General features: G+C 60.9%; 23 protein-coding genes, 1 tRNA gene and 1 pseudogene. 19 read left to right on the top strand and 6 right to left on the bottom strand.

The window, feature by feature from the left end; translation table 11 throughout:
* Nucleotides 1–322: 322 nt before the first annotated feature.
* Nucleotides 323–598, bottom strand: a complete 276-nt coding sequence (locus ACT9T4_RS21760; RefSeq protein WP_179538721.1) for a hypothetical protein — start codon at nucleotides 596–598, stop codon at nucleotides 323–325.
* Nucleotides 599–1,168: 570 nt separating this feature from the next.
* Between ACT9T4_RS21760 and ruvC the strand changes: the two genes are divergently transcribed.
* The 13 genes and pseudogenes from ruvC (at nucleotide 1,169) to ACT9T4_RS21695 (ending at nucleotide 10,485) form a co-directional block, all read left to right on the top strand.
* Nucleotides 1,169–1,693 (top strand): crossover junction endodeoxyribonuclease RuvC, encoded by a 525-nt coding sequence (gene ruvC / locus ACT9T4_RS21755; protein ID WP_042553179.1) that lies wholly within the window; start codon nucleotides 1,169–1,171, stop codon nucleotides 1,691–1,693.
* 106 nt (nucleotides 1,694–1,799) lie between these two features.
* A complete protein-coding gene (gene ruvA, locus ACT9T4_RS21750) occupies nucleotides 1,800–2,405 on the top strand; it encodes a Holliday junction branch migration protein RuvA (RefSeq protein ID WP_042553170.1) in 606 nt (201 codons plus the stop codon).
* A complete protein-coding gene (ruvB, locus tag ACT9T4_RS21745) occupies nucleotides 2,406–3,461 on the top strand; it encodes a Holliday junction branch migration DNA helicase RuvB (RefSeq protein ID WP_042553169.1) in 1,056 nt (351 codons plus the stop codon).
* 50 nt (nucleotides 3,462–3,511) lie between these two features.
* Nucleotides 3,512–3,986 (top strand): annotated as a pseudogene (gene ybgC / locus ACT9T4_RS21740) (tol-pal system-associated acyl-CoA thioesterase).
* Complete coding sequence (gene tolQ, locus ACT9T4_RS21735; protein ID WP_042553167.1) at nucleotides 3,967–4,662, top strand: protein TolQ; 696 nt, start codon at nucleotides 3,967–3,969, stop codon at nucleotides 4,660–4,662. The pseudogene ybgC and the gene tolQ overlap by 20 nt, the downstream one beginning before the upstream one ends.
* A gap of 34 nt (nucleotides 4,663–4,696) precedes the next feature.
* Nucleotides 4,697–5,149: a protein TolR gene (gene tolR, locus ACT9T4_RS21730; protein WP_042553166.1), complete on the top strand. Its 453-nt coding sequence runs from the start codon at nucleotides 4,697–4,699 to the stop codon at nucleotides 5,147–5,149.
* Entirely contained in the window at nucleotides 5,146–6,162 is a 1,017-nt protein-coding gene (tolA, locus tag ACT9T4_RS21725; protein ID WP_156152679.1) for a cell envelope integrity protein TolA, read from the top strand. The genes tolR and tolA overlap by 4 nt, the downstream gene beginning before the upstream one ends.
* Nucleotides 6,159–7,457: a Tol-Pal system beta propeller repeat protein TolB gene (gene tolB, locus ACT9T4_RS21720; protein ID WP_179538720.1), complete on the top strand. Its 1,299-nt coding sequence runs from the start codon at nucleotides 6,159–6,161 to the stop codon at nucleotides 7,455–7,457. The genes tolA and tolB overlap by 4 nt, the downstream gene beginning before the upstream one ends.
* A 58-nt stretch (nucleotides 7,458–7,515) precedes the next feature.
* Complete coding sequence (gene pal, locus ACT9T4_RS21715) at nucleotides 7,516–8,013, top strand: peptidoglycan-associated lipoprotein Pal (protein ID WP_042553163.1); 498 nt, start codon at nucleotides 7,516–7,518, stop codon at nucleotides 8,011–8,013.
* Nucleotides 8,014–8,019: 6 nt separating this feature from the next.
* On the top strand, nucleotides 8,020–8,838 hold the full coding sequence (gene ybgF / locus ACT9T4_RS21710) for a tol-pal system protein YbgF (RefSeq protein ID WP_499118877.1): 819 nt from the start codon (nucleotides 8,020–8,022) through the stop codon (nucleotides 8,836–8,838).
* Nucleotides 8,839–9,025: 187 nt separating this feature from the next.
* Entirely contained in the window at nucleotides 9,026–9,673 is a 648-nt protein-coding gene (gene queE / locus ACT9T4_RS21705; RefSeq protein ID WP_042553178.1) for a 7-carboxy-7-deazaguanine synthase QueE, read from the top strand.
* 1 nt (nucleotide 9,674) lies between these two features.
* Entirely contained in the window at nucleotides 9,675–10,349 is a 675-nt protein-coding gene (gene queC, locus ACT9T4_RS21700) for a 7-cyano-7-deazaguanine synthase QueC (protein WP_179538718.1), read from the top strand.
* A gap of 60 nt (nucleotides 10,350–10,409) precedes the next feature.
* A tRNA-Lys gene (locus ACT9T4_RS21695) sits at nucleotides 10,410–10,485 on the top strand.
* Nucleotides 10,486–10,607: 122 nt separating this feature from the next.
* Here ACT9T4_RS21695 and ACT9T4_RS21690 read toward each other — a convergent pair.
* Nucleotides 10,608–11,627, bottom strand: a complete 1,020-nt coding sequence (locus ACT9T4_RS21690; protein ID WP_042553160.1) for a branched-chain amino acid aminotransferase — start codon at nucleotides 11,625–11,627, stop codon at nucleotides 10,608–10,610.
* A gap of 403 nt (nucleotides 11,628–12,030) precedes the next feature.
* On the opposite strand from ACT9T4_RS21690, the gene nadA reads away from it, so the two are divergent.
* A complete protein-coding gene (gene nadA, locus ACT9T4_RS21685) occupies nucleotides 12,031–13,089 on the top strand; it encodes a quinolinate synthase NadA (RefSeq protein WP_042553159.1) in 1,059 nt (352 codons plus the stop codon).
* An 82-nt stretch (nucleotides 13,090–13,171) separates the two neighbouring features.
* Here the strand turns inward: nadA and ACT9T4_RS21680 are convergent, their stop codons facing one another.
* The gene (locus tag ACT9T4_RS21680) at nucleotides 13,172–14,605 is read right to left on the bottom strand and encodes a M48 family metalloprotease (RefSeq protein ID WP_042553158.1); all 1,434 of its coding nucleotides are present in this window, start codon (nucleotides 14,603–14,605) and stop codon (nucleotides 13,172–13,174) included.
* Between the two features lie 109 nt (nucleotides 14,606–14,714).
* Here ACT9T4_RS21680 and ACT9T4_RS21675 point away from each other — a divergent pair, with 109 nt between their 5' ends.
* Nucleotides 14,715–14,966, top strand: coding sequence for a sulfurtransferase TusA family protein (locus ACT9T4_RS21675; RefSeq protein WP_179538717.1), 252 nt, complete (start codon nucleotides 14,715–14,717; stop codon nucleotides 14,964–14,966).
* Nucleotides 14,967–15,026: 60 nt separating this feature from the next.
* On the opposite strand, the gene ACT9T4_RS21670 is transcribed toward ACT9T4_RS21675, so the two are convergent.
* Together ACT9T4_RS21670 and ACT9T4_RS21665 are read right to left on the bottom strand one after the other, a co-directional pair.
* Complete coding sequence (locus ACT9T4_RS21670) at nucleotides 15,027–15,497, bottom strand: peroxiredoxin (RefSeq protein ID WP_042553156.1); 471 nt, start codon at nucleotides 15,495–15,497, stop codon at nucleotides 15,027–15,029.
* 10 nt (nucleotides 15,498–15,507) lie between these two features.
* On the bottom strand, nucleotides 15,508–16,065 hold the full coding sequence (locus ACT9T4_RS21665; protein ID WP_042553155.1) for a glycine cleavage system transcriptional repressor: 558 nt from the start codon (nucleotides 16,063–16,065) through the stop codon (nucleotides 15,508–15,510).
* Between the two features lie 226 nt (nucleotides 16,066–16,291).
* Between ACT9T4_RS21665 and dapA the strand changes: the two genes are divergently transcribed.
* From dapA to ACT9T4_RS21645, 4 genes are all read left to right on the top strand, one after another.
* Nucleotides 16,292–17,170, top strand: a complete 879-nt coding sequence (dapA, locus tag ACT9T4_RS21660; RefSeq protein WP_042553154.1) for a 4-hydroxy-tetrahydrodipicolinate synthase — start codon at nucleotides 16,292–16,294, stop codon at nucleotides 17,168–17,170.
* 17 nt (nucleotides 17,171–17,187) lie between these two features.
* Nucleotides 17,188–18,306, top strand: a complete 1,119-nt coding sequence (gene bamC, locus ACT9T4_RS21655; protein ID WP_042553153.1) for an NlpB/DapX family lipoprotein — start codon at nucleotides 17,188–17,190, stop codon at nucleotides 18,304–18,306.
* 301 nt (nucleotides 18,307–18,607) lie between these two features.
* A complete protein-coding gene (locus ACT9T4_RS21650) occupies nucleotides 18,608–19,474 on the top strand; it encodes a phosphoribosylaminoimidazolesuccinocarboxamide synthase (protein WP_499118872.1) in 867 nt (288 codons plus the stop codon).
* A 393-nt stretch (nucleotides 19,475–19,867) separates the two neighbouring features.
* The gene (locus ACT9T4_RS21645) at nucleotides 19,868–20,485 is read left to right on the top strand and encodes a recombinase family protein (protein ID WP_042553151.1); all 618 of its coding nucleotides are present in this window, start codon (nucleotides 19,868–19,870) and stop codon (nucleotides 20,483–20,485) included.
* A gap of 43 nt (nucleotides 20,486–20,528) precedes the next feature.
* On the opposite strand, the gene ACT9T4_RS21640 is transcribed toward ACT9T4_RS21645, so the two are convergent.
* Nucleotides 20,529–21,254 carry a leucine-rich repeat domain-containing protein gene (locus tag ACT9T4_RS21640; protein ID WP_499118869.1) on the bottom strand — a complete coding sequence of 242 codons (726 nt, stop codon included), beginning with the start codon at nucleotides 21,252–21,254 and terminating at the stop codon, nucleotides 20,529–20,531.
* Nucleotides 21,255–21,663: the final 409 nt, after the last annotated feature.

Here is a 21,663-nt window from a genome sequence, read left to right as displayed (position 1 = left end):
CTGCGTGAATGTCGTAACCGCAATCGCCCGCAAGCGGGCTCCTACGACAGGTGTCTACCCAATCCATCTGCCGCGCAGAGGACCAAAATTGTAGGAGCTGGCTTGCCAGCGAATCGATTTCGGCTGCGATACATCTGCGTGAATGTCGTAACCGCAATCGCCCGCAAGCGGGCTCCTACGACGAAGTCTGCACAATCCATCTGCCGCGCAAAGGCTCAGAATTGTAGGAGCTGGCTTGCCAGCGAATCGATCTCGGCCGCGACGCGAAGGTTCCAGGTGAAAGGCGCAGCCCGAGGTGGGCAGGGTCGATGGTGCCTGATGCCTAGCGCTGACTCGCTTCGCGCAGCGCGGCATGGTGAGCGGCTTTGGCCAGGTCGTAGGCATCCTCGGTAAGCAGGTACGCGGCTTCGCTCAGATAGCGCAGGTCATTGGCGTCTGCCAGTGTGATGGTCATCAGCGCCAGGCTCTGCAACAGGCCGCGCACCGCGCTGAGGCGTTGCTCCGCGCTTTCCTGCAGGTCGATATAGGAGCGGCTGGTATCGATCAGCAGCACGGGTGCGCTGCCTGGATTGCTGGACAGTGGCATGAGGTCAGTCATGGTGCCGGCCTCCTTTCTCATCACTGGAAAGATTCAAGGCGTGCGAATGCTTCATTGGGCAAGGCTCCATTCGGTATATAGGAGCTGCCACGAACCGTCGCCAAACGATATGGGTGGCAGCCGTGCGCAGGTTGGCGAACCGGCCCGAATGGACGCCGGCAGACCCGAAGGTCTCCCACGCACGGCCACCATAGAGCGACAAAGCGGGCACAAAAAATGCGCCAGCAATGGTCATGGGGCGCACATGCGCCATTCGGTAGATCGGGTCGCCAAACCCGTTCGCTGATTTTGCAGCGACGTGGGAAGGGTAGCGTGGCGAATGGTCAACGGCAAGCCGGCTGCGAGTGGCACGCGCGGGGTGCTGAGGCCTCGGGTTCGCGGTGCGGGCGCGATCACCGGTATACGAATCGGTGATCGATCCCCGCGAGCGAGCTGGCAAAACGGTGCTTTCAGGCATTTATGTCCGACGGGCTGTGGATCCTGTGGATGACGGCAAGCTATCGACGACCCTATACTCGCGCCTGGATAAATAGACAGTGTGGCAGCCGATGCCACTGGTGGATGAAAGGCATGACGCTGATTCTGGGAATCGACCCCGGTTCCCGCATTACCGGTTACGGCGTGATACGCGATACGGGGCGCACTTGCGAATACGTAGCGTCAGGCTGCATTCGAACGGGCAACGGACCGCTGCCCGAGCGCCTGCAGATCGTGTTTCGCGGCGTCAGCGAGGTGATTCGCACCTTCGGGCCGGTGACCATGGGGATCGAGCAGGTATTCATGGCGCGCAATGCGGATTCTGCACTGAAGCTTGGCCAGGCCCGTGGCGCCGCCATCGTCGCCGCCATGGAAGCCGGCCTGGAAATCAGCGAGTACACCGCGACCCAGGTCAAACAGGCAGTGGTAGGAACGGGCGCCGCCGACAAGCAACAGGTGCAGATGATGGTCATGCACCTGCTCAAACTGGTGCAGAAGCCGCAGATCGATGCCTCGGACGCCTTGGGCATCGCCCTGTGTCATGCTCATCATCGGCAGAGTCTCATTCCCCATGGGTTGGCCAGCGCCAAGCGGCGCGGCGGTCGTCTTCGTTTATAGGTGCCTGGTCAAGATGTGCCGTGTGTCGGCGCTGCTGCATCAAAAGCAAGCTGGTGCACGGGACATCAACAGGGCCCACGTTTTCTAAATTGAAAGGAATGCGCCGGTGATCGGACGTTTACGCGGCACTCTGGCGGAAAAGCAGCCGCCACATTTGATTCTGGATGTGAATGGTCTGGGCTATGAGCTGGAAGTCCCCATGACCACGTTGTACCGTTTGCCCTCGGTGGGTGAGCCGCTGACGCTGCACACCCACCTGGTGGTGCGCGAAGATGCGCACCTGCTGTACGGCTTTTTCGAGAAGCGTGAGCGCGAGCTGTTTCGTGAGCTGATCCGCCTCAATGGTGTCGGCCCGAAGCTGGCCCTGGCCTTGATGTCCGGCCTCGAAGTGGATGAGTTGGTGCGCTGCGTGCAGGCTCAGGATACGGCCGCGCTGGTGAAGATTCCCGGCGTCGGCAAGAAAACCGCCGAGCGCCTGCTGGTCGAGCTCAAGGATCGCTTCAAGGCCTGGGAGACCGTGCCCGGCATGGCCAACCTGGTGGTTGAACCTCGTGCGGGTAGCGCAGTCACAAGCGCGGAGAATGATGCGGTCAGTGCGCTTATTTCCCTGGGCTACAAACCGCAGGAAGCCAGTCGCGCCGTTTCGGCGGTCAAAGAAGATGGGTTGAGTAGTGAAGACATGATTCGTCGTGCGCTGAAGGGAATGCTGTAGATGCTCGAAGCAGACAGGCTGGTCACGGCAGGTGGTCGCGACCGCGAAGAGCAGGTCGATCGTGCCATTCGTCCGCTCAAGTTGGCCGAATACATCGGTCAGCCTGTGGTGCGCGAGCAGATGGAGCTGTTCATCCAGGCGGCCCGCGGCCGCAAGGAGTCCCTCGATCACACGCTGATCTTCGGTCCGCCGGGGCTGGGCAAGACCACCCTGGCGAATATCATCGCTCAGGAAATGAACGTCTCCATCAAGAGCACCTCGGGCCCCGTGCTCGAACGCCCGGGCGACCTGGCTGCGCTGCTGACCAACCTCGAACCCGGCGATGTGCTGTTCATCGACGAGATTCACCGTCTTTCGCCCATCGTCGAAGAAGTGCTGTACCCGGCGATGGAGGATTTCCAGCTCGACATCATGATCGGCGAAGGGCCTGCCGCTCGTTCGATCAAGCTCGATTTGCCGCCTTTCACACTGGTCGGCGCGACCACTCGGGCGGGCATGTTGACCAACCCGCTACGTGACCGCTTCGGTATCGTGCAGCGTCTCGAGTTCTATAACACCGAGGACCTGGCGACCATCATCATGCGCGCGGCGGGCATTCTCGAATTGCCGATCGAGCCCGAGGGGGCCTTCGAGATCGCCCGCCGGGCTCGTGGCACGCCGCGTATCGCCAACCGTCTGTTGCGCCGCGTGCGGGATTTCGCGGAAGTGCGCGGGCAGGGCGAGATCACCCGGCAGATCGCCGATCTGGCCTTGAACCTGTTGGATGTGGACGAGCGCGGCTTCGATCATCAGGACCGTCGCCTGCTGCTGACCATGATCGAGAAGTTCGACGGTGGGCCGGTCGGGGTCGACAGCCTGGCAGCGGCGATCAGTGAAGAGCGCCACACCATCGAGGATGTACTGGAGCCGTATCTGATCCAGCAGGGTTACATCATGCGTACGCCGAGAGGGCGAGTGGTCACGCGACATGCTTATTTGCACTTTGGCCTGAATACGCCGAAACGCATGGATGAGCGACCGACACCTGACCTGTTCAGCGATGGAGATGGGCAATGAAAAAAATACTTGTCGGGCCGATTGGCAAGACTCGAGGCTGGCACTAGAGTATGCGCGCGCAATACGCTGGTCAGCCGTTCGCCCATCGCTGTCGTGTTTACTACGAAGACACCGATGCCGGTGGTGTCGTCTATTACGTCAACTACCTCAAATTCATGGAGCGGGCTCGAACCGAGCGGCTGCGCGAACTGGGTTTTGCCCAGTCGACGCTGGCGGGAGAGGGCCTGTTGTTCGTCGTGCACTCCAGCGAGGCGCGCTATCACGCGCCGGCGCGGCTGGACGACGAAGTGCTGGTGAGTGCCGAAGTAACCGAATTGAACCGTGCCAGCCTGCGCTTTCGTCAGCAGGTGAGGCGAGTGACGGATAACGCGCTGCTCTGCGAAGGGCAGTTTCTGGTGGCCTGTGTGGGCGCCGACAATTTCAAACCCCGGGCCATGCCTCCGTCTCTGCGAACAGCCTTCGCCGAGCAGGTCGGTACCGGTACATCTACTGCAGGAGAGTAAGCGTGGAAGCCAACGCCGTTGACCACATGTCTATGTGGAGTCTGATCAGCAACGCCAGCCTGGTGGTGCAGTTGGTGATGTTGATCCTGGTGGCCGCCTCGGTCACTTCGTGGGTCATGATTTTCCAACGCAGCAACCTGCTGCGTGGCGCCAAGCGTGCACTGGACAATTTCGAGGAGCGCTTCTGGTCCGGTATCGACCTGTCCAAACTGTATCGTCAGGCAGGCAGCAACCCGGATCCGGATTCGGGCCTGGAGCAGATCTTCCGTGCCGGTTTCAAGGAATTCTCCCGCCTGCGTCAGCAGCCCGGCATGGACCCGGATGCAGTCATGGATGGCGTTGCCCGCTCCATGCGCGTTGCCATCTCCCGCGAGGAAGAGAAGCTCGAGCAGAGCCTGCCGTTCCTCGCCACCGTCGGCTCCACCAGCCCGTACATCGGTCTGTTCGGTACCGTCTGGGGGATCATGAACTCCTTCCGTGGCCTGGCTCAGGTGCAGCAGGCCACCCTGGCGACCGTAGCGCCCGGCATCGCCGAGGCGCTGATCGCCACGGCGATCGGCCTGTTCGCTGCGATTCCCGCCGTTATTGCCTACAACCGCTTCGCTGCCCGCGGTGAAATGCTGATCTCGCGCTACTACACCTTCGCCGATGAGTTCCAGGCGATCCTGCACCGCAAAGTGCACAGTAGTGAAGACTAAGCCTCAGGCGATCAATAGATAGGTTTTCAGAGCCATGGCCAGAATTCGCAACAGACGCAAGCCCGTCGCCGAGATGAACGTAGTGCCCTACATCGATGTGATGTTGGTGCTGCTGGTCATCTTCATGGTGACGGCGCCGATGCTCAACCAGGGGGTCAAGGTCGACCTGCCGCAGGTCAGCAGTGAAGTGTTGCCTCAGGACAACGATTCACAGGTGCTGACCATCTCCATCAAGTCCGACAAGTCCTACTACTGGAACATGGGCACTGAGGTGGATACCGATACCGTGCAGGATCGCGCCCTGACCCTCGACGAGATGACCCGTGCCGTCACGGCGATCATCAATCAGACTCGTAGCCAGGGTAAGAAGGTGCAGGTGTTCGTGCGTGGCGACAAGTCGGTCGATTACGGCACCGTGATGTCAGCCATGGGTGGCTTGCAGCAGGCTGGCGTGGGTAACGTCGGTCTGATTACCGAGGCGCCCTGATGCAGCAGCGTGAACGCTCACCTTCGGAAAGCCTTTTCTGGCCGGTGATCCTGGCCGTAGGCCTGCATGTGCTGATGTTCGGCATGCTGTTCGTCAGTTTTGCCTTCGCGCCCGATCTGCCGCCAGCGAAACCGATCGTGCAGGCTACCCTGTATCAATTGAAGTCGCAGAGCCAGGCCACTACCCAGACCAATCAGAAGATTGCGGGTGAGGCGAAGAAGACCGCCGCGCCGCAGTTCGAGACCGAACAGCTCGAGCAGAAGAAAGCCGAGCAGGAAAAGCAGGCGCAGGCCGAAGAGCAGAAGCAGCAGGCAGCGAAAGCAGCGGAACAAAAGAAAGTCGAGGAAACTCGAAAGGCCGATGCGGCGAAAAAGGCTGAGGCCGATGCTTCCGCGGCGAAAGCCGCCGAGCAGAAGAAGCTGGCCGACGTCGCCAAGGCGAAAGCTGCGCTGGAGGCCGACAAGAAGAAGGCCGCTGAAGCGGAAGCGAAGAAAAAAGCCGCTGAGGATGCCAAGAAAAAGGCAGCCGAAGAGGCCAAGAAGAAAGCGGCAGCCGATGCAGCGAAGAAGAAAGCTGCCGAAGATGCCAAGAAAAAGGCCAATGCCCAGGCAGCCGAGCGCAAGGCCGTCGAGGACAAGAAAGCGGCGGCTCTGGCCGAGTTGCTGTCCGAAGACACCGAGCGACAGCAAGCGCTGGCCGAGACACAGGGCGATCAGGTTGCGGGTAGCCTCGATGATCTGATCGTCAAGCTGGTGAGCGAGCAGTGGCGGCGTCCGCCGTCGGCGCGTAATGGCATGAGTGTGGAAGTGCTGATCGAGATGTTGCCCGATGGCACCATCACCAATGCCAGTGTCAGCCGTTCCAGCGGCGACTCGCCGTTCGACAGCTCAGCAGTACAGGCAGTGCGCAACGTAGGTCGCATTGTAGAGATGCAGCAACTGGATCGGGCTACGTTCGACCAGCGTTACCGGCAGCGACGTGCCGTCTTCAAACCGGAGGATTTAGGTCTGTGAATACCCTGATGCGAATCATTGTACTGGGGCTGGCCATGCTGGTCGGTTCCGTGCAGGCGGCTGATCCACTGGTGATCAGCACCGGCACCGATCGGGCCACCCCGATCGCCGTGGTGCCTTTCGGCTGGCAAGGCGGCAACGTCCTGCCCGAAGACATCGCCACCATCGTCGGTAACGACCTGCGCAACTCCGGTGTGTTCGAGCCGATCCCGCGGCAGAACATGATCAGCCTGCCGACCCAGGGCAGCGAAGTCATCTACCGTGACTGGAAAGCGCTGGGCGCCCAATACGTGCTGGTTGGCAACATCGTGCCCAACGGTGCACGTCTGCAGATTCAATTCGCCCTGTTCAACGTGGCCACCGAGCAGCAGGTGCTGACCGGCAACGTGGGGGGGAGCACCGATCAACTGCGCGACATGGCTCACCATATTGCCGACCAGTCGTTCGAGAAGCTCACCGGCGTCAAGGGTGCATTCTCCACCCGCATGCTGTATGTCACTGCAGAGCGTTTCGGTGTCAACAACACCCGTTACACCCTGCAGCGTTCGGACTATGACGGTGCTCGTGCAGTGACCCTGCTGCAATCCCGTGAGCCGATCCTGTCGCCGTCGTTCGCGTCGGATGGCAAGCGTATCGCCTATGTCTCATTCGAGCAGAAGCGCCCGCGCATCTTCGTGCAGCACATCGATACCGGTCGTCGCGAGCAGGTCACCAACTTCGAAGGCCTCAACGGCGCCCCTGCCTGGTCGCCGGATGGCAGCAAGCTGGCGTTCACCCTGTCGAAAGACGGCAACCCTGAAATCTATGTCATGGACATTGGTTCGAAGAACCTGCGCCGTGTCACCAATCATTACGCCATCGATACCGAGCCCTTCTGGGGCAAGGACGGTCAGACCATCTATTTCACCTCCGACCGTTCCGGCAAACCACAGATTTACAAGACCAACATCAATACTGGTGCGGTCGACCGAGTGACCTTCGTCGGCAACTACAATGCCAACCCTAAATTGTCTGCCGACGAGAAAACCCTGGTAATGATTCATCGCCAGGATGGTTACACCGTGTTCAAGGTAGCGGCACAGGACCTCGAGCGTGGCAATCTGCGCATTCTTTCAGATACAAGTTTGGATGAGTCGCCTACTGTTGCGCCCAATGGCACCATGCTAATCTACGCTACCCGCCAGCAGGGGCGGGGAGTCCTGATGTTAGCGTCCGTTAACGGTCGCGTTAGGCTCCCTCTACCTACCGCTCAAGGCGAAGTTCGAGAGCCATCCTGGTCCCCCTTCCTGAACTGATGCGCGGTGCTTCACCTGTTTGTATGCTTAACACACTGGGGTTCATTAGGAGTTACACATGGAAATGCTGAAATTTGGCAAATTTGCTGCACTGAGCCTGGCTCTCGCCGTGGCTGTTGGCTGTTCCTCCAAAGGCGGTGACACCGCTGGCGAAGGCGCTGTAGACCCGAACGCTGGCTACGGTGCAAACACCGGCGCCGTCGACGGCAGCCTGAGTGAAGAAGCCGCTCTGCGCGCTATCACCACTTTCTACTTCGAATACGACAGCTCTGACCTGAAGCCGGAAGCCATGCGCGCTCTGGACGTTCATGCCAAAGACCTGAAAGGCAATGGCGCTCGCGTCGTCCTGGAAGGCCACGCTGACGAGCGCGGTACCCGCGAATACAACATGGCTCTGGGCGAGCGTCGTGCCAAGGCCGTTCAGCGTTACCTGGTACTGCAAGGCGTTTCCCCAGCTCAGCTGGAACTGGTTTCCTACGGTGAAGAGCGTCCTGTTGCCACCGGCAACGACGAGCAATCCTGGGCTCAGAACCGTCGCGTCGAACTGCGTAAGTAATTCGATATGCGAATGTGCCGACGTGTAGTAACCGTAATGGCGCTGAGCCTGCCGCTTGCGGCCTGGGCTCAGGTTCCCGTACAGGATGGCAGTACCGGTAACGGTGGTGGTAATCCAAATGCCGGTTACGGCACGTCTGGCGCCTACGCCGGAGGTGGGGTGGAAACCCCGTCTTCGGCGCAGGGCATGCTGTTCAATCAGCTCCAGCAGATGCAGCAGGAAATCGCGCAACTGCGTGGCATGCTCGAAGAGCAGCAGAACGATATTCAGCGTATGAAGCAGGAAGGCCTGGAGCGATACCAGGATCTTGATAAGCGTCTGAGTAGTGGTGCCGCAGCCGGTGCTGCAGCCACACAGAATTCTCCAGCCACGGGTGCCAGCAATGGTGCCGGTGGTGCTTCCGCGGGTGATGCAGGGCAGGCACAAGCCTCCGGCGAGCCGGCAGACCCGGCCAAGGAAAAGCTGTTCTACGATGCAGCTTTCGACCTGATCAAGGCCAAGGATTTCGACAAGGCCAGCCAAGCCTTCGCAGCATTCCTGCGTCGTTATCCGAACAGTCAATACGCGGGCAATGCCCAGTACTGGCTTGGTGAGGTGAACCTCGCCAAGGGCGATCTGCAGGGTGCGGGTCAGGCCTTCGCCAAGGTCAGTCAGGCCTATCCGCAGCACTCCAAGGTGCCGGATTCGCTGTTCAAGCTGGCCGATGTGGAAATCCGCATGGGCAACAACGACAAGGCCAAGGGCATTCTGCAGCAGGTCATCGCGCAGTACCCGGGCACGTCGGCTGCCCAGCTGGCCCAGCGTGATCTGCAGCGCATTCAGTGAGCCTCGGCTTGTGAAAGAAACCCGTGCCTGTCGCGGGTTTTTTTTGCCTGCAAACCGGGCACTTGACCTGCAGGCCGTCGCCAGCAGACGTCAAAAATGGCTGCCAGCCATGCTTTTCGTTTAGAATCGCCGTCCTTTTTCGCAACGGAGGCGGATGGCCTGTTTCGCCGTCACGCCCGTGGCCCTTATGAAAGATACCCTGCGCATTACCGAGATCTTTTTCTCGTTGCAGGGGGAAACGCGTACTGCCGGCTTGCCGACGGTATTCGTGCGCCTGACCGGCTGCCCCCTGCGCTGTCAATACTGCGATACCGCCTACGCCTTCAGTGGCGGGGAAATCCTCTCGCTGGACGCCATCCTCGAGCAGGTGGCGAGTTACCGTCCGCGCTATGTGTGCGTTACCGGTGGCGAACCGCTCGCGCAGCCCAACTGCATTCCCTTGCTCCAGCGTCTGTGTGACGCCGGTTACGACGTGTCTCTGGAAACCAGTGGCGCGCTGGATGTTTCCGCTGTCGATATTCGGGTCAGCAAGGTCATCGACCTGAAAACGCCGGGTTCGGCCGAGGTGGCCCGCAACCGCTACGAGAATATCGAGTACCTGCAGCCGCGGGATCAGGTCAAGTTCGTGATCTGTTCGCGTGAGGACTACGACTGGTCGGTGAGCAAGATCATCCAGTACGGCCTGGCCGAGCGTGCCGGCGAGCTGCTGTTTTCGCCGAGCCACCAGCAGGTGAGTGGGCGTGAGCTGGCCGAATGGGTGATCGCCGACAATCTGCCAGTGCGCATGCAACTGCAGCTGCACAAGATTCTTTGGAACGATGAGCCGGGGCACTGACATGAGTGAAAAGAAAGCGGTCATCCTGCTATCCGGTGGCCTCGACTCCGCGACCGTGGTGGCGATGGCCAGGGAGCAGGGCTACAGCTGCTACAGCATGAGCTTCGACTACGGTCAGCGGCACCGTTCCGAGCTCCAGGCAGCCGAGCGGGTCGCCCGGCAGTTGGGTGTGGTCGAACACAAGGTGATCGGCATGAACCTCGGTGGTATCGGTGGCTCGGCGTTGACCGACTCGAGCATCGATGTGCCGCAGAGCCCGACCACGGGTATTCCGGTCACCTATGTGCCTGCACGCAATACCGTTTTTCTGGCCCTGGCGCTCGGCTGGGCCGAGGTGCTGGAAGCCCAGGACATCTTCATCGGCGTCAATGCGGTGGACTACTCCGGTTATCCCGATTGCCGGCCTGAGTTCGTCGAGGCCTTCGAGCGGGTGGCCAACCTGGCGACCCGGATGGGCGTGGAAGGGCAGGGCATCCGTATCCAGGCGCCGTTGCAGATGATGAGCAAGGCTGAAATTGTCCAGGAGGGTTCGCGTCTGGGGGTGGATTACGGTCTGACCGTTTCCTGCTATCTGGCCGACGATGACGGCCGTGCCTGTGGTAAATGCGACAGCTGCCGTTTGCGCTCGGCCGGCTTCGCCGCCGCCGGTGTGCCCGATCCCACCCGTTACCAGTAAATTATTTTCCGGTGGGTGTTGAATTCCTGAATTAAATCAGTATCATACCGCTCGCACCACGGGTCGTTAGCTCAGTTGGTAGAGCAGTTGGCTTTTAACCAATTGGTCGTAGGTTCGAATCCTACACGACCCACCATCTCAAGCCTTCCAGGTGAAGGCGCAGAAAAAAGCCCGGATCTCTTGAAAAGATCCGGGCTTTTTTCGTTTCCGGCAGTCAGTCTGTGCTGGCGAGCCGTCAAGGCCCGCCAGCGCGTCGCATCAGACTTTGACGATCCAGCCTTGCGGTGCTTCGACATCACCGGACTGCACGCCGGTCAGCTCGCTGTACAGGCGGCTGATGGTCGGACCGACCTCGGTCTCGCTGTGGAACACGTGCAGCTTGCCCTGGTACTCGATACCGCCGATCGGGGTGATCACGGCAGCGGTGCCGCAAGCGCCCGCTTCCTTGAAGTCGCCCAGGCGGTCGATGAATACGTCGCCTTCGATGACCTTCAGGCCGAGGCGGCTCTGGGCCAGTTCGATCAGCGACAGGCGGGTGATGCCTGGCAGTACCGATGGCGATTTCGGGGTGACGAATTCATCGTTGTGAGTGATCGCGAAGAAGTTCGCCGAGCCCACTTCCTCGATCTTGGTGTGGGTCTGCGGATCGAGGTAAATGCAGTCGGCGAAGTTGTTCTTCTTGGCCTGCGAGCCGGGCATCAGGCTGGCGGCGTAGTTGCCGCCGACCTTGGCTGCGCCGGTGCCCTGGGGGGCGGCGCGGTCATAGCCGGAGATCACGAAGTTGTTAGGCTTCATGCCGCCCTTGAAGTAAGGGCCGACCGGGATGCAGAACACCGAGAAGATGAACTCCGGCGCGGTGCGTACGCCGATGTTGTCGCCAACGCCGATCACGAACGGGCGCAGATACAGCGCGCCACCGGAACCGTATGGCGGGATGAAGCGCTCGTTGGCGCGTACCACCTGCTTGCAGGCCTCGATGAATTGCTCGTTCGACGGTGCCGGCATCAGCAGGCGCGCACAGCTGCGCTGCATGCGCAGAGCGTTCTGGTCAGGGCGGAACAGGTTGATCGAGCCATCCTTGCAGCGGTAGGCCTTGAGGCCTTCGAAGCACTGCTGGCCATAATGCAGGGCCGTGGAGCCCTCGCTGATGTGCAGTACGTTGTCTTCGGTCAGGTTGCCCTGATCCCATTCACCGTCGCGCCAGTGCGACAGGTAGCGCTGGTCGGTCTTGATGTAATCGAAACCCAGCTTGTCCCATTCGATGCTTTCGTAAGCCATGACATCCTCAATCGCTGAACGACCACCGCGGGGCGCGCGCGTGGTCGATGTTTTCCAAAATGGTGATAACGGTGCTTCTTGCAGAAGTCGCATTCGGCCTCTGCGCGACTGAACCTGGTTGGCCACCTGCGGCCCTGCTGCCTGGCGGCTGTCGCTCGGCCAAGTCGTTGTCCTGATGCTGATGATGCGGCGGATTATCCTGGCGATCAACCGGTGGATCGATGCGAGGTCGTCCGGGCGATTGAAAATCGTCCGACAAAGCCCTTAACATGCGCGCCCGCGCAAGGTTCGCAGCCCGCGGCTGTGCAACCTGCGACGCCCCTCTGCCTGTTCCGGCCAGCCCGGTGCGTCTGGCGGTATACTCAACGTTCCGTGCTCATAGACCTCGATAGGGCCTGACGACATGACGCAGATTGCCGAACGACTTCTTGTCCAAGCTCATCTCGATGCCAAACAGCCAGAGACGCTGACGGCGGAGCAGGAAGCGTTCTACCGTGATGAAATTGGCAAAGAACTGAAGCGCCAGAATGCCGTTCTGGTCGCCCACTACTACTGCGACCCGGTGCTGCAGGCGCTTGCCGAAGAAACCGGTGGCTGCGTGTCCGACTCGCTGGAGATGGCCCGCTTCGGCAATCAGCATTCGGCGCAGACCGTGTTGGTCGCCGGCGTCAAGTTCATGGGCGAGACGGCGAAAATCCTCAACCCTGAAAAGCGCGTGCTGATGCCGACGCTGGAAGCCACCTGTTCTCTGGATCTGGGTTGCCCGGTCGACGAATTCGCCGCGTTCTGCGATCAGCATCCGCAGCGCACCGTGGTGGTTTACGCCAATACCTCGGCAGCGGTGAAGGCGCGGGCCGACTGGGTGGTGACGTCCAGCTGCGCCGTGGAGATCGTCGAGCACCTGATGGACAACGGCGAGAGCATCATCTGGGCGCCGGATCAGCATCTGGGGCGTTTCATCCAGAACAAGACCGGTGCCGACATGCTGCTCTGGGACGGTGCCTGCATCGTCCACGAAGAGTTCAAGGCCCGCCAGCTGGAAGAAATGAAGGCGCTGTATCCGCAAGCGGCCGTGCTGGTGCACCCTGAGTCGCCGACCGCGGTGATCGACCTGGCCGATGCGGTTGGCTCGACCAGCCAACTGATCGCTGCCGCGCAGCGGATGCCGAACAAGACCTTCATCGTCGCCACCGATCGCGGCATCTTCTACAAGATGCAGCAGCTGTGTCCCGACAAGGAGTTCGTCGCGGCGCCGACAGCCGGCAATGGCGCCGCCTGCCGCAGTTGTGCCAACTGCCCGTGGATGGCGATGAACACCCTGCAGCGCACCTTGCAGTGCCTGCGTGAGGGCAGTAACGAGGTGTTCGTCGATCCGGCGCTGATTCCCAGAGCGATCAAGCCGCTCAAGCGCATGCTCGACTTCACCCAGGCGGCACGCCTGAAGCTCGCTGGCAATGCCTGACAGCAGCGGCACGCTGCAAGGGCAAAGCGCCAAGCGAGAGCCGGCTGCAGGAGCTACCAGGCCCCGACTTGGCGCTCGTTCATCAGCGCAGCATCTCTTCGGTCATGCGCTTCTCTTCGATCAGCTCTTTCTGGCGGGCGTCGATGCGTGAAGCCAGCTGGAAGTTGTTGCTGGCGCGGCGCTTGGCGAAGTCGAGCTGCTCGATGGCCTGGTTGAAATCCCCCACCAGCGCGAAGAACTCTGCCCGGGCCTGATGCAGGCCGATGGTGTTGCCGCTGAGGCCGCGCACTTCCGCAACCTGATACCAGACGTCCGGATCCTTCACGCGGCGCTTGAGCAGATCGTTCAGGGCCTGCTCGGCCTCGGGAATTTTGCGTTGCTTGAGCAGCAGGTCGATGCGCGCCTGGTTCAGCGGGTAGTTGCCAGGGTACAGGTCGAGCAGACGCTTGATGCGCTGATCGGCGGCGGCGAGGCGGTTGGCTGCACTGTCCAGGCTGATCTGCGCCAGGTTGTAGGTGACGTCGTCCGGTGCCTTCTGCAGCAGGGGCGCCAGGGTGTCGCGTGCCTCGTCGAACTGGCTGCCCTTGATCAGGGCGATGGTCAGGCCATAGCGGGCGGCGTCCATGTTCGGGTTTTCATCGAGCTGGGCACGGAAGCGTTTGGCAGCGATGCCCGGGGTTTCTTCATAGGTCAGCTGCACCCGGGCACGCATCAGCTGGTAGCGCAGGCTGTCTTCGGTGCCGCCGGCCTGGTACTGCTCGGCGCGGTTGCGGGTATCGGCGATACGCGATTCGGAGACCGGGTGGGTCAGCAGGAATTCGGGTGGCATGCGGTCGTAGCGGTACTGACGCATCAAGCGTTCGAACATGCTCGGCATCGAGCGGGGGTCGTAGCCGGCCTTTTCCAGGTTGACCAGACCAATGCGGTCGGCCTCCTGTTCGTTCTGCCGGGAGAAGCGCCGCTGTTCCTGAATCGCTGCTGCCTGGGTCGAGGCGATGGCGGCGATGCCGGCATCGCCGGCACCCGCTGCCGCTGCGACGATACCAGCGAGCATCGCGGCCATGACCGGCAACTGCATGCGTTGCTGGGCCTCCAGGCCGCGGGCGAAGTGGCGCTGCGACAAGTGGGCCAGTTCGTGGGCCAGTACCGAGGCGTATTCGCCTTCGGTCTGCGCGTAGAGGAACAGCCCGCCGTTGACGCCGATGATCCCGCCTGGCGCTGCAAAGGCGTTGATCTGCGGGCTGTTGAGCAGGACGAACTCGAGGCGCCGGTCCTGAACCTGGCTGGTTTCCGCCAGGCGGTAGACGCTGCTTTCGACGAAGTCCTTGAGCTGCGGATCCGACAGTTGGCTGACCTGGCCGCGGACGATGCTCAGCCAGGCCCGGCCCAGTTGATACTCCTGTTGCGGAGAAACCATCGACGAGCTGGCATCGCCAAGTGATGGCAGGTCGTTGGCCATCGTCGGTTGTGCCAGCAGGCAGGCGAGCGTCAGCAGGGTAGGGCGCAAAACATTCATGCATGGAGCTCTTGTCGGATCAGTGCCGTACTGTAGCCGGGAGGCACTTGCCTGACCAGCGTCGGCGGGCCTTGGGTTATGCTGTCGGCCTGGAAAAACGGAGGGCGTTATGGGGGATGTAGCGGTGTGGCGGGGCGAGCATCAGGCCGAGCTGGATGCGTGTGGCTTGAATTGCCCGCTGCCTTTGCTCAAGGCCAAGATGGCGCTCAATGGCCTGGCCAGTGGCGAGGTGCTCAAGGTGTTGGCCACGGATGCCGGGTCGCAGCGCGATTTCCGGGCCTTCGCCCGGCTGGCTGGCCATGAGCTGCTGCGTGAGGAAACCGAGGGTGACGTGTTCCGTTACTGGCTGCGCAAGGCGTGATGCCAGGGTGAAGAGGTCGCCATGAAAAATGCCGCTCGAGAGCGGCATTTTTCATATGTATCAGGCTTTGTTGAGGGCCTGGGCTGCGGCCAGTACCTCATCGACATGGCCGGGCACCTTGACCCCTCGCCATTCCTGGCGCAGTACGCCGTTCTTGTCGATCAGGAAGGTGCTGCGGTCGACGCCCAGGTACTCCTTGCCGTAGAGCTTCTTCAGCTTGATCACGTCGAACAGCTGGCAGACGCTTTCGTCCTTGTCCGAAATCAGTTCGAAGGCGAAGCCCTGCTTGGCCTTGAAGTTCTCATGGGTCTTCAGGCTGTCGCGCGACACGCCGACGACGACCGTGTTGGCCGCAGCGAAGGCCGCGTGGCCATCCCGAAAGCCCTGGCCTTGGGTGGTGCAGCCCGGAGTATTGTCCTTCGGGTAGAAGTAGATCACCAACTGCTTGCCCTTGTAGGCGGCCAGGTTGAACTCGCCGCCCGTCGCGGGGGCGCTGAAGTCGGGGACAGGGGCGTCGATAGCGATGGCCATGAAGGGCTCCTTATGGGTTCTGTGGGCGCCAGGGTTCGATCAGCGCATCCAGATTCAGCGCGTCGGCGAAATCCAGGAACTGGTCGCGCAGCCAACTGATCTGGGTGCCGGCTGGCAGGGTGACGGTCAGCGTGGCGTTGAGCATGGTGCCGCCGGTCTGCGGCGCCTGATAGGTGTCGCAGGTCAGGGCCTCCAGTTCGACGCGGTGATCGATGAAGAACTGGCACAGCTCGTTGAGGATGTCCGGGCGGTACACCGAGCTGACGTAGGCCACGTAGGGCAGCGCCTGGGGGCGGACCTCCGACGCTGCGCTACGGATCACGTTGGCGGTGAACTCATGCTTCTTGGAGAGTGCCGGCAGGCCCGTTTCCAGGCGCGCCAGGGCATCCCAGTTGCCAGACACCTGCAGCACCAGCGCGCTGAACTCGCCGTGGCGGCTCAGGCGCGTGCTGACGACCGCGCAGCGGTTTTCATGGCTGGCTCGGCACAGTACGTTGGTCAGCTCCATGGCGTTGGTGCCGAGTGCACTGATGACGAGGAATTGTTCGCGAACTGGGGGGGTGGACATGCAGCCTTCCTAAACGTTGAACGCTCGGCTCTATAGACAGTGCCAAACAAACTCGCAGGGTAGCGAAAAGCGCCCGCCAGGGGAATGACCAGATACCGCTATCGGCAAGCGAAGCGCGGCGCCAGAGGCATGCAATGACGGTCGTTCACGCCACCTGCTACTTAGCTTGTGCAAGGCTGGTGGCGCCAGTACCATTACGGCTCTCTTTTTCAGCAGGAGCGGTTGCATGATTGCGGGCAGTATGGTGGCACTGGCCACGCCCATGGATGCACAGGGTAATCTCGATTGGGATGCCTTGAGCAAGCTGGTGGATTTCCACCTGCAAGAGGGCACCAACGCCATCGTCGCGGTCGGCACCACGGGTGAGTCGGCGACCCTCGATGTCAACGAGCACATCGAAGTCATCCGCCGCGTGGTCGATCAGGTCGCCGGGCGCATCCCGGTGATCGCCGGCACGGGTGCCAACTCCACCCGCGAAGCGGTCGAGCTGACCCAGAACGCCAAGACCGCCGGCGCCGATGCCTGCCTGCTGGTCACGCCGTACTACAACAAGCCGACCCAGGAAGGCCTGTACCTGCACTTCCGCCACATTGCCGAAGCCGTGGCCATTCCGCAGATTCTCTACAACGTGCCGGGGCGTACCGCCTGCGACATGCTGCCGGAAACCGTCGAGCGCCTGTCCGCCGTCGACAACATCATCGGCATCAAGGAAGCCACCGGCGACCTGCAGCGTGCCCGTGACATCCTCGACCGTGTCAGCTCGAACTTCCTGCTCTATTCCGGCGACGACGCCACGGCGGTCGAGCTGATGCTGCTGGGCGGCAAGGGCAACATTTCCGTGACCGCCAACGTGGCCCCGCGGGCGATGAGCGACATGTGTTCGGCGGCCATGCGCGGTGAAGCGGCGATCGCACGGGCGATCAACGACCGCCTGATGCCCCTGCACAAGAACCTGTTCATCGAAGCCAACCCGATTCCGGTGAAATGGGCGCTGAACGAAATGGGCATGATGGCCGACGGCATTCGCTTGCCGCTGACCTGGCTGAGCCCCCGTTGTCACGAACCGCTGCGTCAGGCCCTGCGCCAGTCCGGTGTATTGGTCTAATCGAGGAATTACGACGCATGAAGCGACTGGCCGGACTTTCCGCACTTGCTCTGATCATCACCAGCACCAGTGGCTGTGGCTGGATCTGGGGCGAAAATGGCTACTTCCGCGATCGCGGTAGCGATTACCTGACCGCGCGGCAGACCGCACCGATGCAACTGCCTGCCGATGTCGAGGCCAAGCGTCTCGATCCGCTGCTGCCGGTGCCGAATCAGATCCGCAACAGCGACGTGGAGGGCGAGTACGAAGTGCCGCGCCCGCAAGCACTCGCCGTTAGCGAGAGCGTCAGCGAGTTCAGCCTGCAGAACAGTGGCGACTCCAGCTGGCTGGTCGCTCAGCGCGTTCCCGCTGAAGTCTGGCCGGGTGCCCGCCAGTACTTCGAGGACGGCGGCTTCCGCATCGTCGACGAGCGTCCACAGACCGGCGAATTCAGCACCGACTGGCAGCGCTTCGATGCGCTGTCCAGCAGCATGCAGAGCCGCCTGGGCGGTCGTGTCGCCGGCCTCGACAGCAACACCGAGACCCGCGTGCACGTGCGCCTCGAGCCAGGCGTACAGCGCAACACCAGCGAAATCTTCGTGGTCACCGCTCAGCGTCCGGCCGGCAGCACCAGCGATGTGCCGTTCACCGAGCGTAGCGTCAACAAGGCATTGGATGCCGCGCTGCTCGACGACCTGCAGGCCAGCCTGACGCGCAGCGTCGAGCAGGGCGGTTCGGTATCGCTGCTGGCCGGTCGTGACTACGACGCACCGAGCCGCGTGAGCCTCTCCGCCGATGGCAATGGCAACCCGGTGCTGAACCTGAGCACCGACTTCGACCGTGCCTGGTCCGGCGTTGGCCGCTCGCTGCGCATGGCTGACCTGCGCGTCGACGACATCAACCGTACCCTGGGCGTCTATTACGTCAACCTGGCCGAAGGCCCGCAGCGTGCCAACGAGAAGCCTGGCTTCTTCAGCCGTCTGTTCGGCGGCTCGGAGAACAAGGACGACATCGAAGCCCGCGCCGAGCGCTATCAGGTCCGCCTGACCGCCGTTGGCGATACCGTGCAGGTGACGGTCGAGAAAGACCTCAACACCATCGCACCGGCCGATGTCGCACGCCGCGTGCTGGACATGATTCAGGAAAACCTCGGCTAAGGATTCTTGGCGAGTGGTTGGCGATAGGCGAAACCTCCAGGGGTTTCGCCTTTTGTTTTCACAGGCAGGCCAACTGGGGCCTCTAAAAACCTAGGCGAGGCAGTCGGCGCAAGGCGAGAACAGGCGAAAAAGCGCAGTTCACGAGTTGTAAATGAGCATCTCGAGCCTGTTTTCAACGCAGCGATGACAACGCAGGTAGTTTTTAGAGGTGCCCTCGGCGCTGTTGCTACTTACCCGGCCGTCGGTCGTCAGCTTTGACGAAGAGCGGCGCGACTTTCACGCGACAAGGCGGAATCTCGATATGACCACACCTTCCCTGAGCCTGAAAAAGATCTATTCGGGCAAAGTCCGCGATCTCTACGAGATCGACGACAAGCGCATGCTGATGGTCGCAACCGATCGCCTGTCGGCTTTCGACGTGATCCTCGAGCAGCCAATTCCGGAGAAGGGCAAGATCCTTACCGCCATCTCCAACTTCTGGTTCGACAAGCTGGCCCATGTGGTGCCCAACCACTTCACCGGTGATCGCGTCGAAGACGTGGTGCCGGCCGCCGAGCTGTCGCTGGTCGAGGGCCGCGCCGTGGTCGCCAAGCGCCTCAAGCCGGTTGCCGTCGAGGCCATCGTGCGCGGTTACATCGTCGGTTCGGGCTGGAAGGAGTATCAGAAGAGCGGCACCGTATGCGGTATCCAGCTCCCCGCCGGTCTGAAGGAAGCCGCCAAGCTGCCACAGCCGATCTTCACCCCGTCGACCAAGGCCGCCGTGGGCGACCATGACGAGAACATCAGCTTCGAGCAGTGCGAAGCGATCATCGGTGCCGAGCTGGCCGCCAAGGTGCGCGACACCTCCATCGCGCTGTACATCGCGGCAGTCGAGTACGCAGCCACCCGCGGCATCATCATCGCCGACACCAAGTTCGAATTCGGCCTCGACGAAAGCGGCACCCTGACCCTGATGGACGAAGTGCTGACCCCCGACTCCAGCCGCTTCTGGCCAGCCGACAGCTACGCCGAAGGCACCAACCCGCCGAGCTTCGACAAGCAGTTCGTGCGCAACTGGTTGGAATCCACCGGCTGGAACAAGGAGCCGCCAGCGCCGGCAGTACCGGCCGACGTCGCGCAGAAGACCGCCGACAAGTACCGTGAGGCGCTGACCCGTCTGACTGCCTGATTGCGCAATGCCAGACCGTGCGCCGCCGTTACCGTAAAGGGCGGTGGCGTTCTCGTTGAGGGTCAGGGGTTTTGCCTGGCAGCGGTTCGGCGCTTGGTGACATCTTCAGCGGGGTACAGGGCGCTGCGTTCGCTTGCGAGCGCTACGCCGCAGGGTTTCCACGCTGCAGAGCTTGGTGTAGGTTATTTCACGGGTGCCACCGCAATCGCGGCAAGGCAGGTTCAGTTTCGCGCAGGTCGGGCCGCCAGCGCAGAGTAAATGCAGCATGATTCCAGCCTTTTCTTGCCAATCCTTCCCTCGATACCTTCCCTCATCGCCGCCACACAAATCTATCAGCGTCATCTCGGCAGCCGCGATGCGGTGCAATGTGGCCTTGCCCGGAGTTACCCGCCGATGAGCGTTGCGCCGGAATCAGAGTCGCTCCAGGAAACGGGACCCCGTTACCTCGGTTATGCGAGAGCCAGTGAAACGCCAAACCTGCTCAGCCAGCTGTTCGGGCTGGAGCTGGCGGGATGCACCCGGCTCGTTTCGGAGCAGACCAAGAACAACTGGCGCAACCGCCCCGAGCTGACCCGCTTGCTCGCCGAGCTGGGCCCAGGTGACGTGCTCACCGTGACCAAGCTCGATCGCCTGGCACGCAGCACGCGAGAGTTGTTGGAGATCGCCGAGCGGATTCACGTCAGTGGCGCGGGGCTTCGCAGCCTGTCCGAGCCCTGGGCTGACACCACCACGGAAAACGGTCTGGCGGTTCTGGCGGTTTTCGCCGGTATCGTCGAGTTCGAGCGCTCGCTGATTCTCGAACGAACCAAGGACGGCCGCGACGCTGCCAAAGCCCGCGGCGTGAAATTCGGCGCAAAACCCACGCTGTCCAGTGAGCAGATCGACGAGGCGCGCCGCTTGATCAACGAGGACGGGCAGTCCGTCGATCAGGCCGCCAAGGTACTCAAGGTTCACCGCTCCACGCTCTACCGGGCGTTGCGGCGGGTGGAGAAACAACAATCTAGTGACTGATGCGCGATTTTTATCAGCTATCGCCATGTTTAAATATATGTAGTTATGAGTTGAGCGCCATCTGCTTAAACTCACGGGTCAGCTTTTCAAAACGCGCTGTATCACAGAGTCGGCAAAGAAATGGCATTCTCCGCCCCGTGAACATTGATTTCAGGCCATTGCATTTTTCGCAGTTTATGTGGGTGCCAGTGTAAGCGGTCAGAGGTTCAATGAGTTGCTCGTTCAGCCGGCTGGCAAGAAATGCGACTTGGCTTCGCTCAAACTGATTCGACAGCCGTAGGTTGCGAAGCTGAGAGCAGCGAGCAAGGGATGTGATGTCATTGGTTTCAAGTTTTATATTAAGCAAAGAAAGCTTGGTGAGTTTAGGAAGTTGCGATACAGGCTCAATGGAATTGAGGCGAAGAGGGGAGGAGCCGCCCCCAAGGTTGCCAGACAGGTTCAATTCGACCAGCTCATGCAACTCGTGGATACCATCAATATCCCGTAATTTTGGAAAATCTGATACGGAGAGATGTGTCAGATTCTGGAGCTTAAAAACAGGCATTAAGCTTTCAATTTTCGTTGCCCATTCCAATGCAAGTTCTCGAGTGTTGATGAGTGAATCAATCCCTTCAAGCGAGCTTAGTTTCAGGTGATAGAGGCGTAGATTTGTAGCAGTGCACTTGGATAGCAACGTTGGCCAGACTTTAATCGATATGTTGCGAAGATCGAGTTCAGCACTGCCTTCAAGTTGCTTCGCAGGAAATGCGCTATCCAGTAGTAAAATCATTGTCTTTCTATACCTGCCGTGTTGTGGTGCCTGCGGTTTTCTTGGCTCATAGGGGGAAGGTATCCTGTGTCTTTTTAGTGATTCGTGGCTCCAGCAGCTTCTGTTGGGTCCACTTGGTATATAGCGGATTTCGCTGTTCTCGTGCTGTCCTCTATTGCCCATTTAGGTCATAGCAGTCTGGCTACCGGCGATGCGCCCCCATCGACGCATCCTGTCTGCCATGCATACCCAGAGATCTCACCAACTCTTCGGAGTTTTCTGCAAAAACTCCAGAGGTTTTCGCAAGAAGCCGTCACCAATCTGCCTCTACATTCCGCCATCCACTTCTGCGTCGTGCGATCGCCAGATACCCGTATCTGAGCTAGACCCAAAGCAGGGGTATCCCACAGATAATCTCCATAACAAGAGG

It is taken from the genome of Pseudomonas sp. SZ40 (genome assembly GCF_052958135.1).
This window is presented reverse-complemented; position numbering and strand designations above follow the sequence as displayed.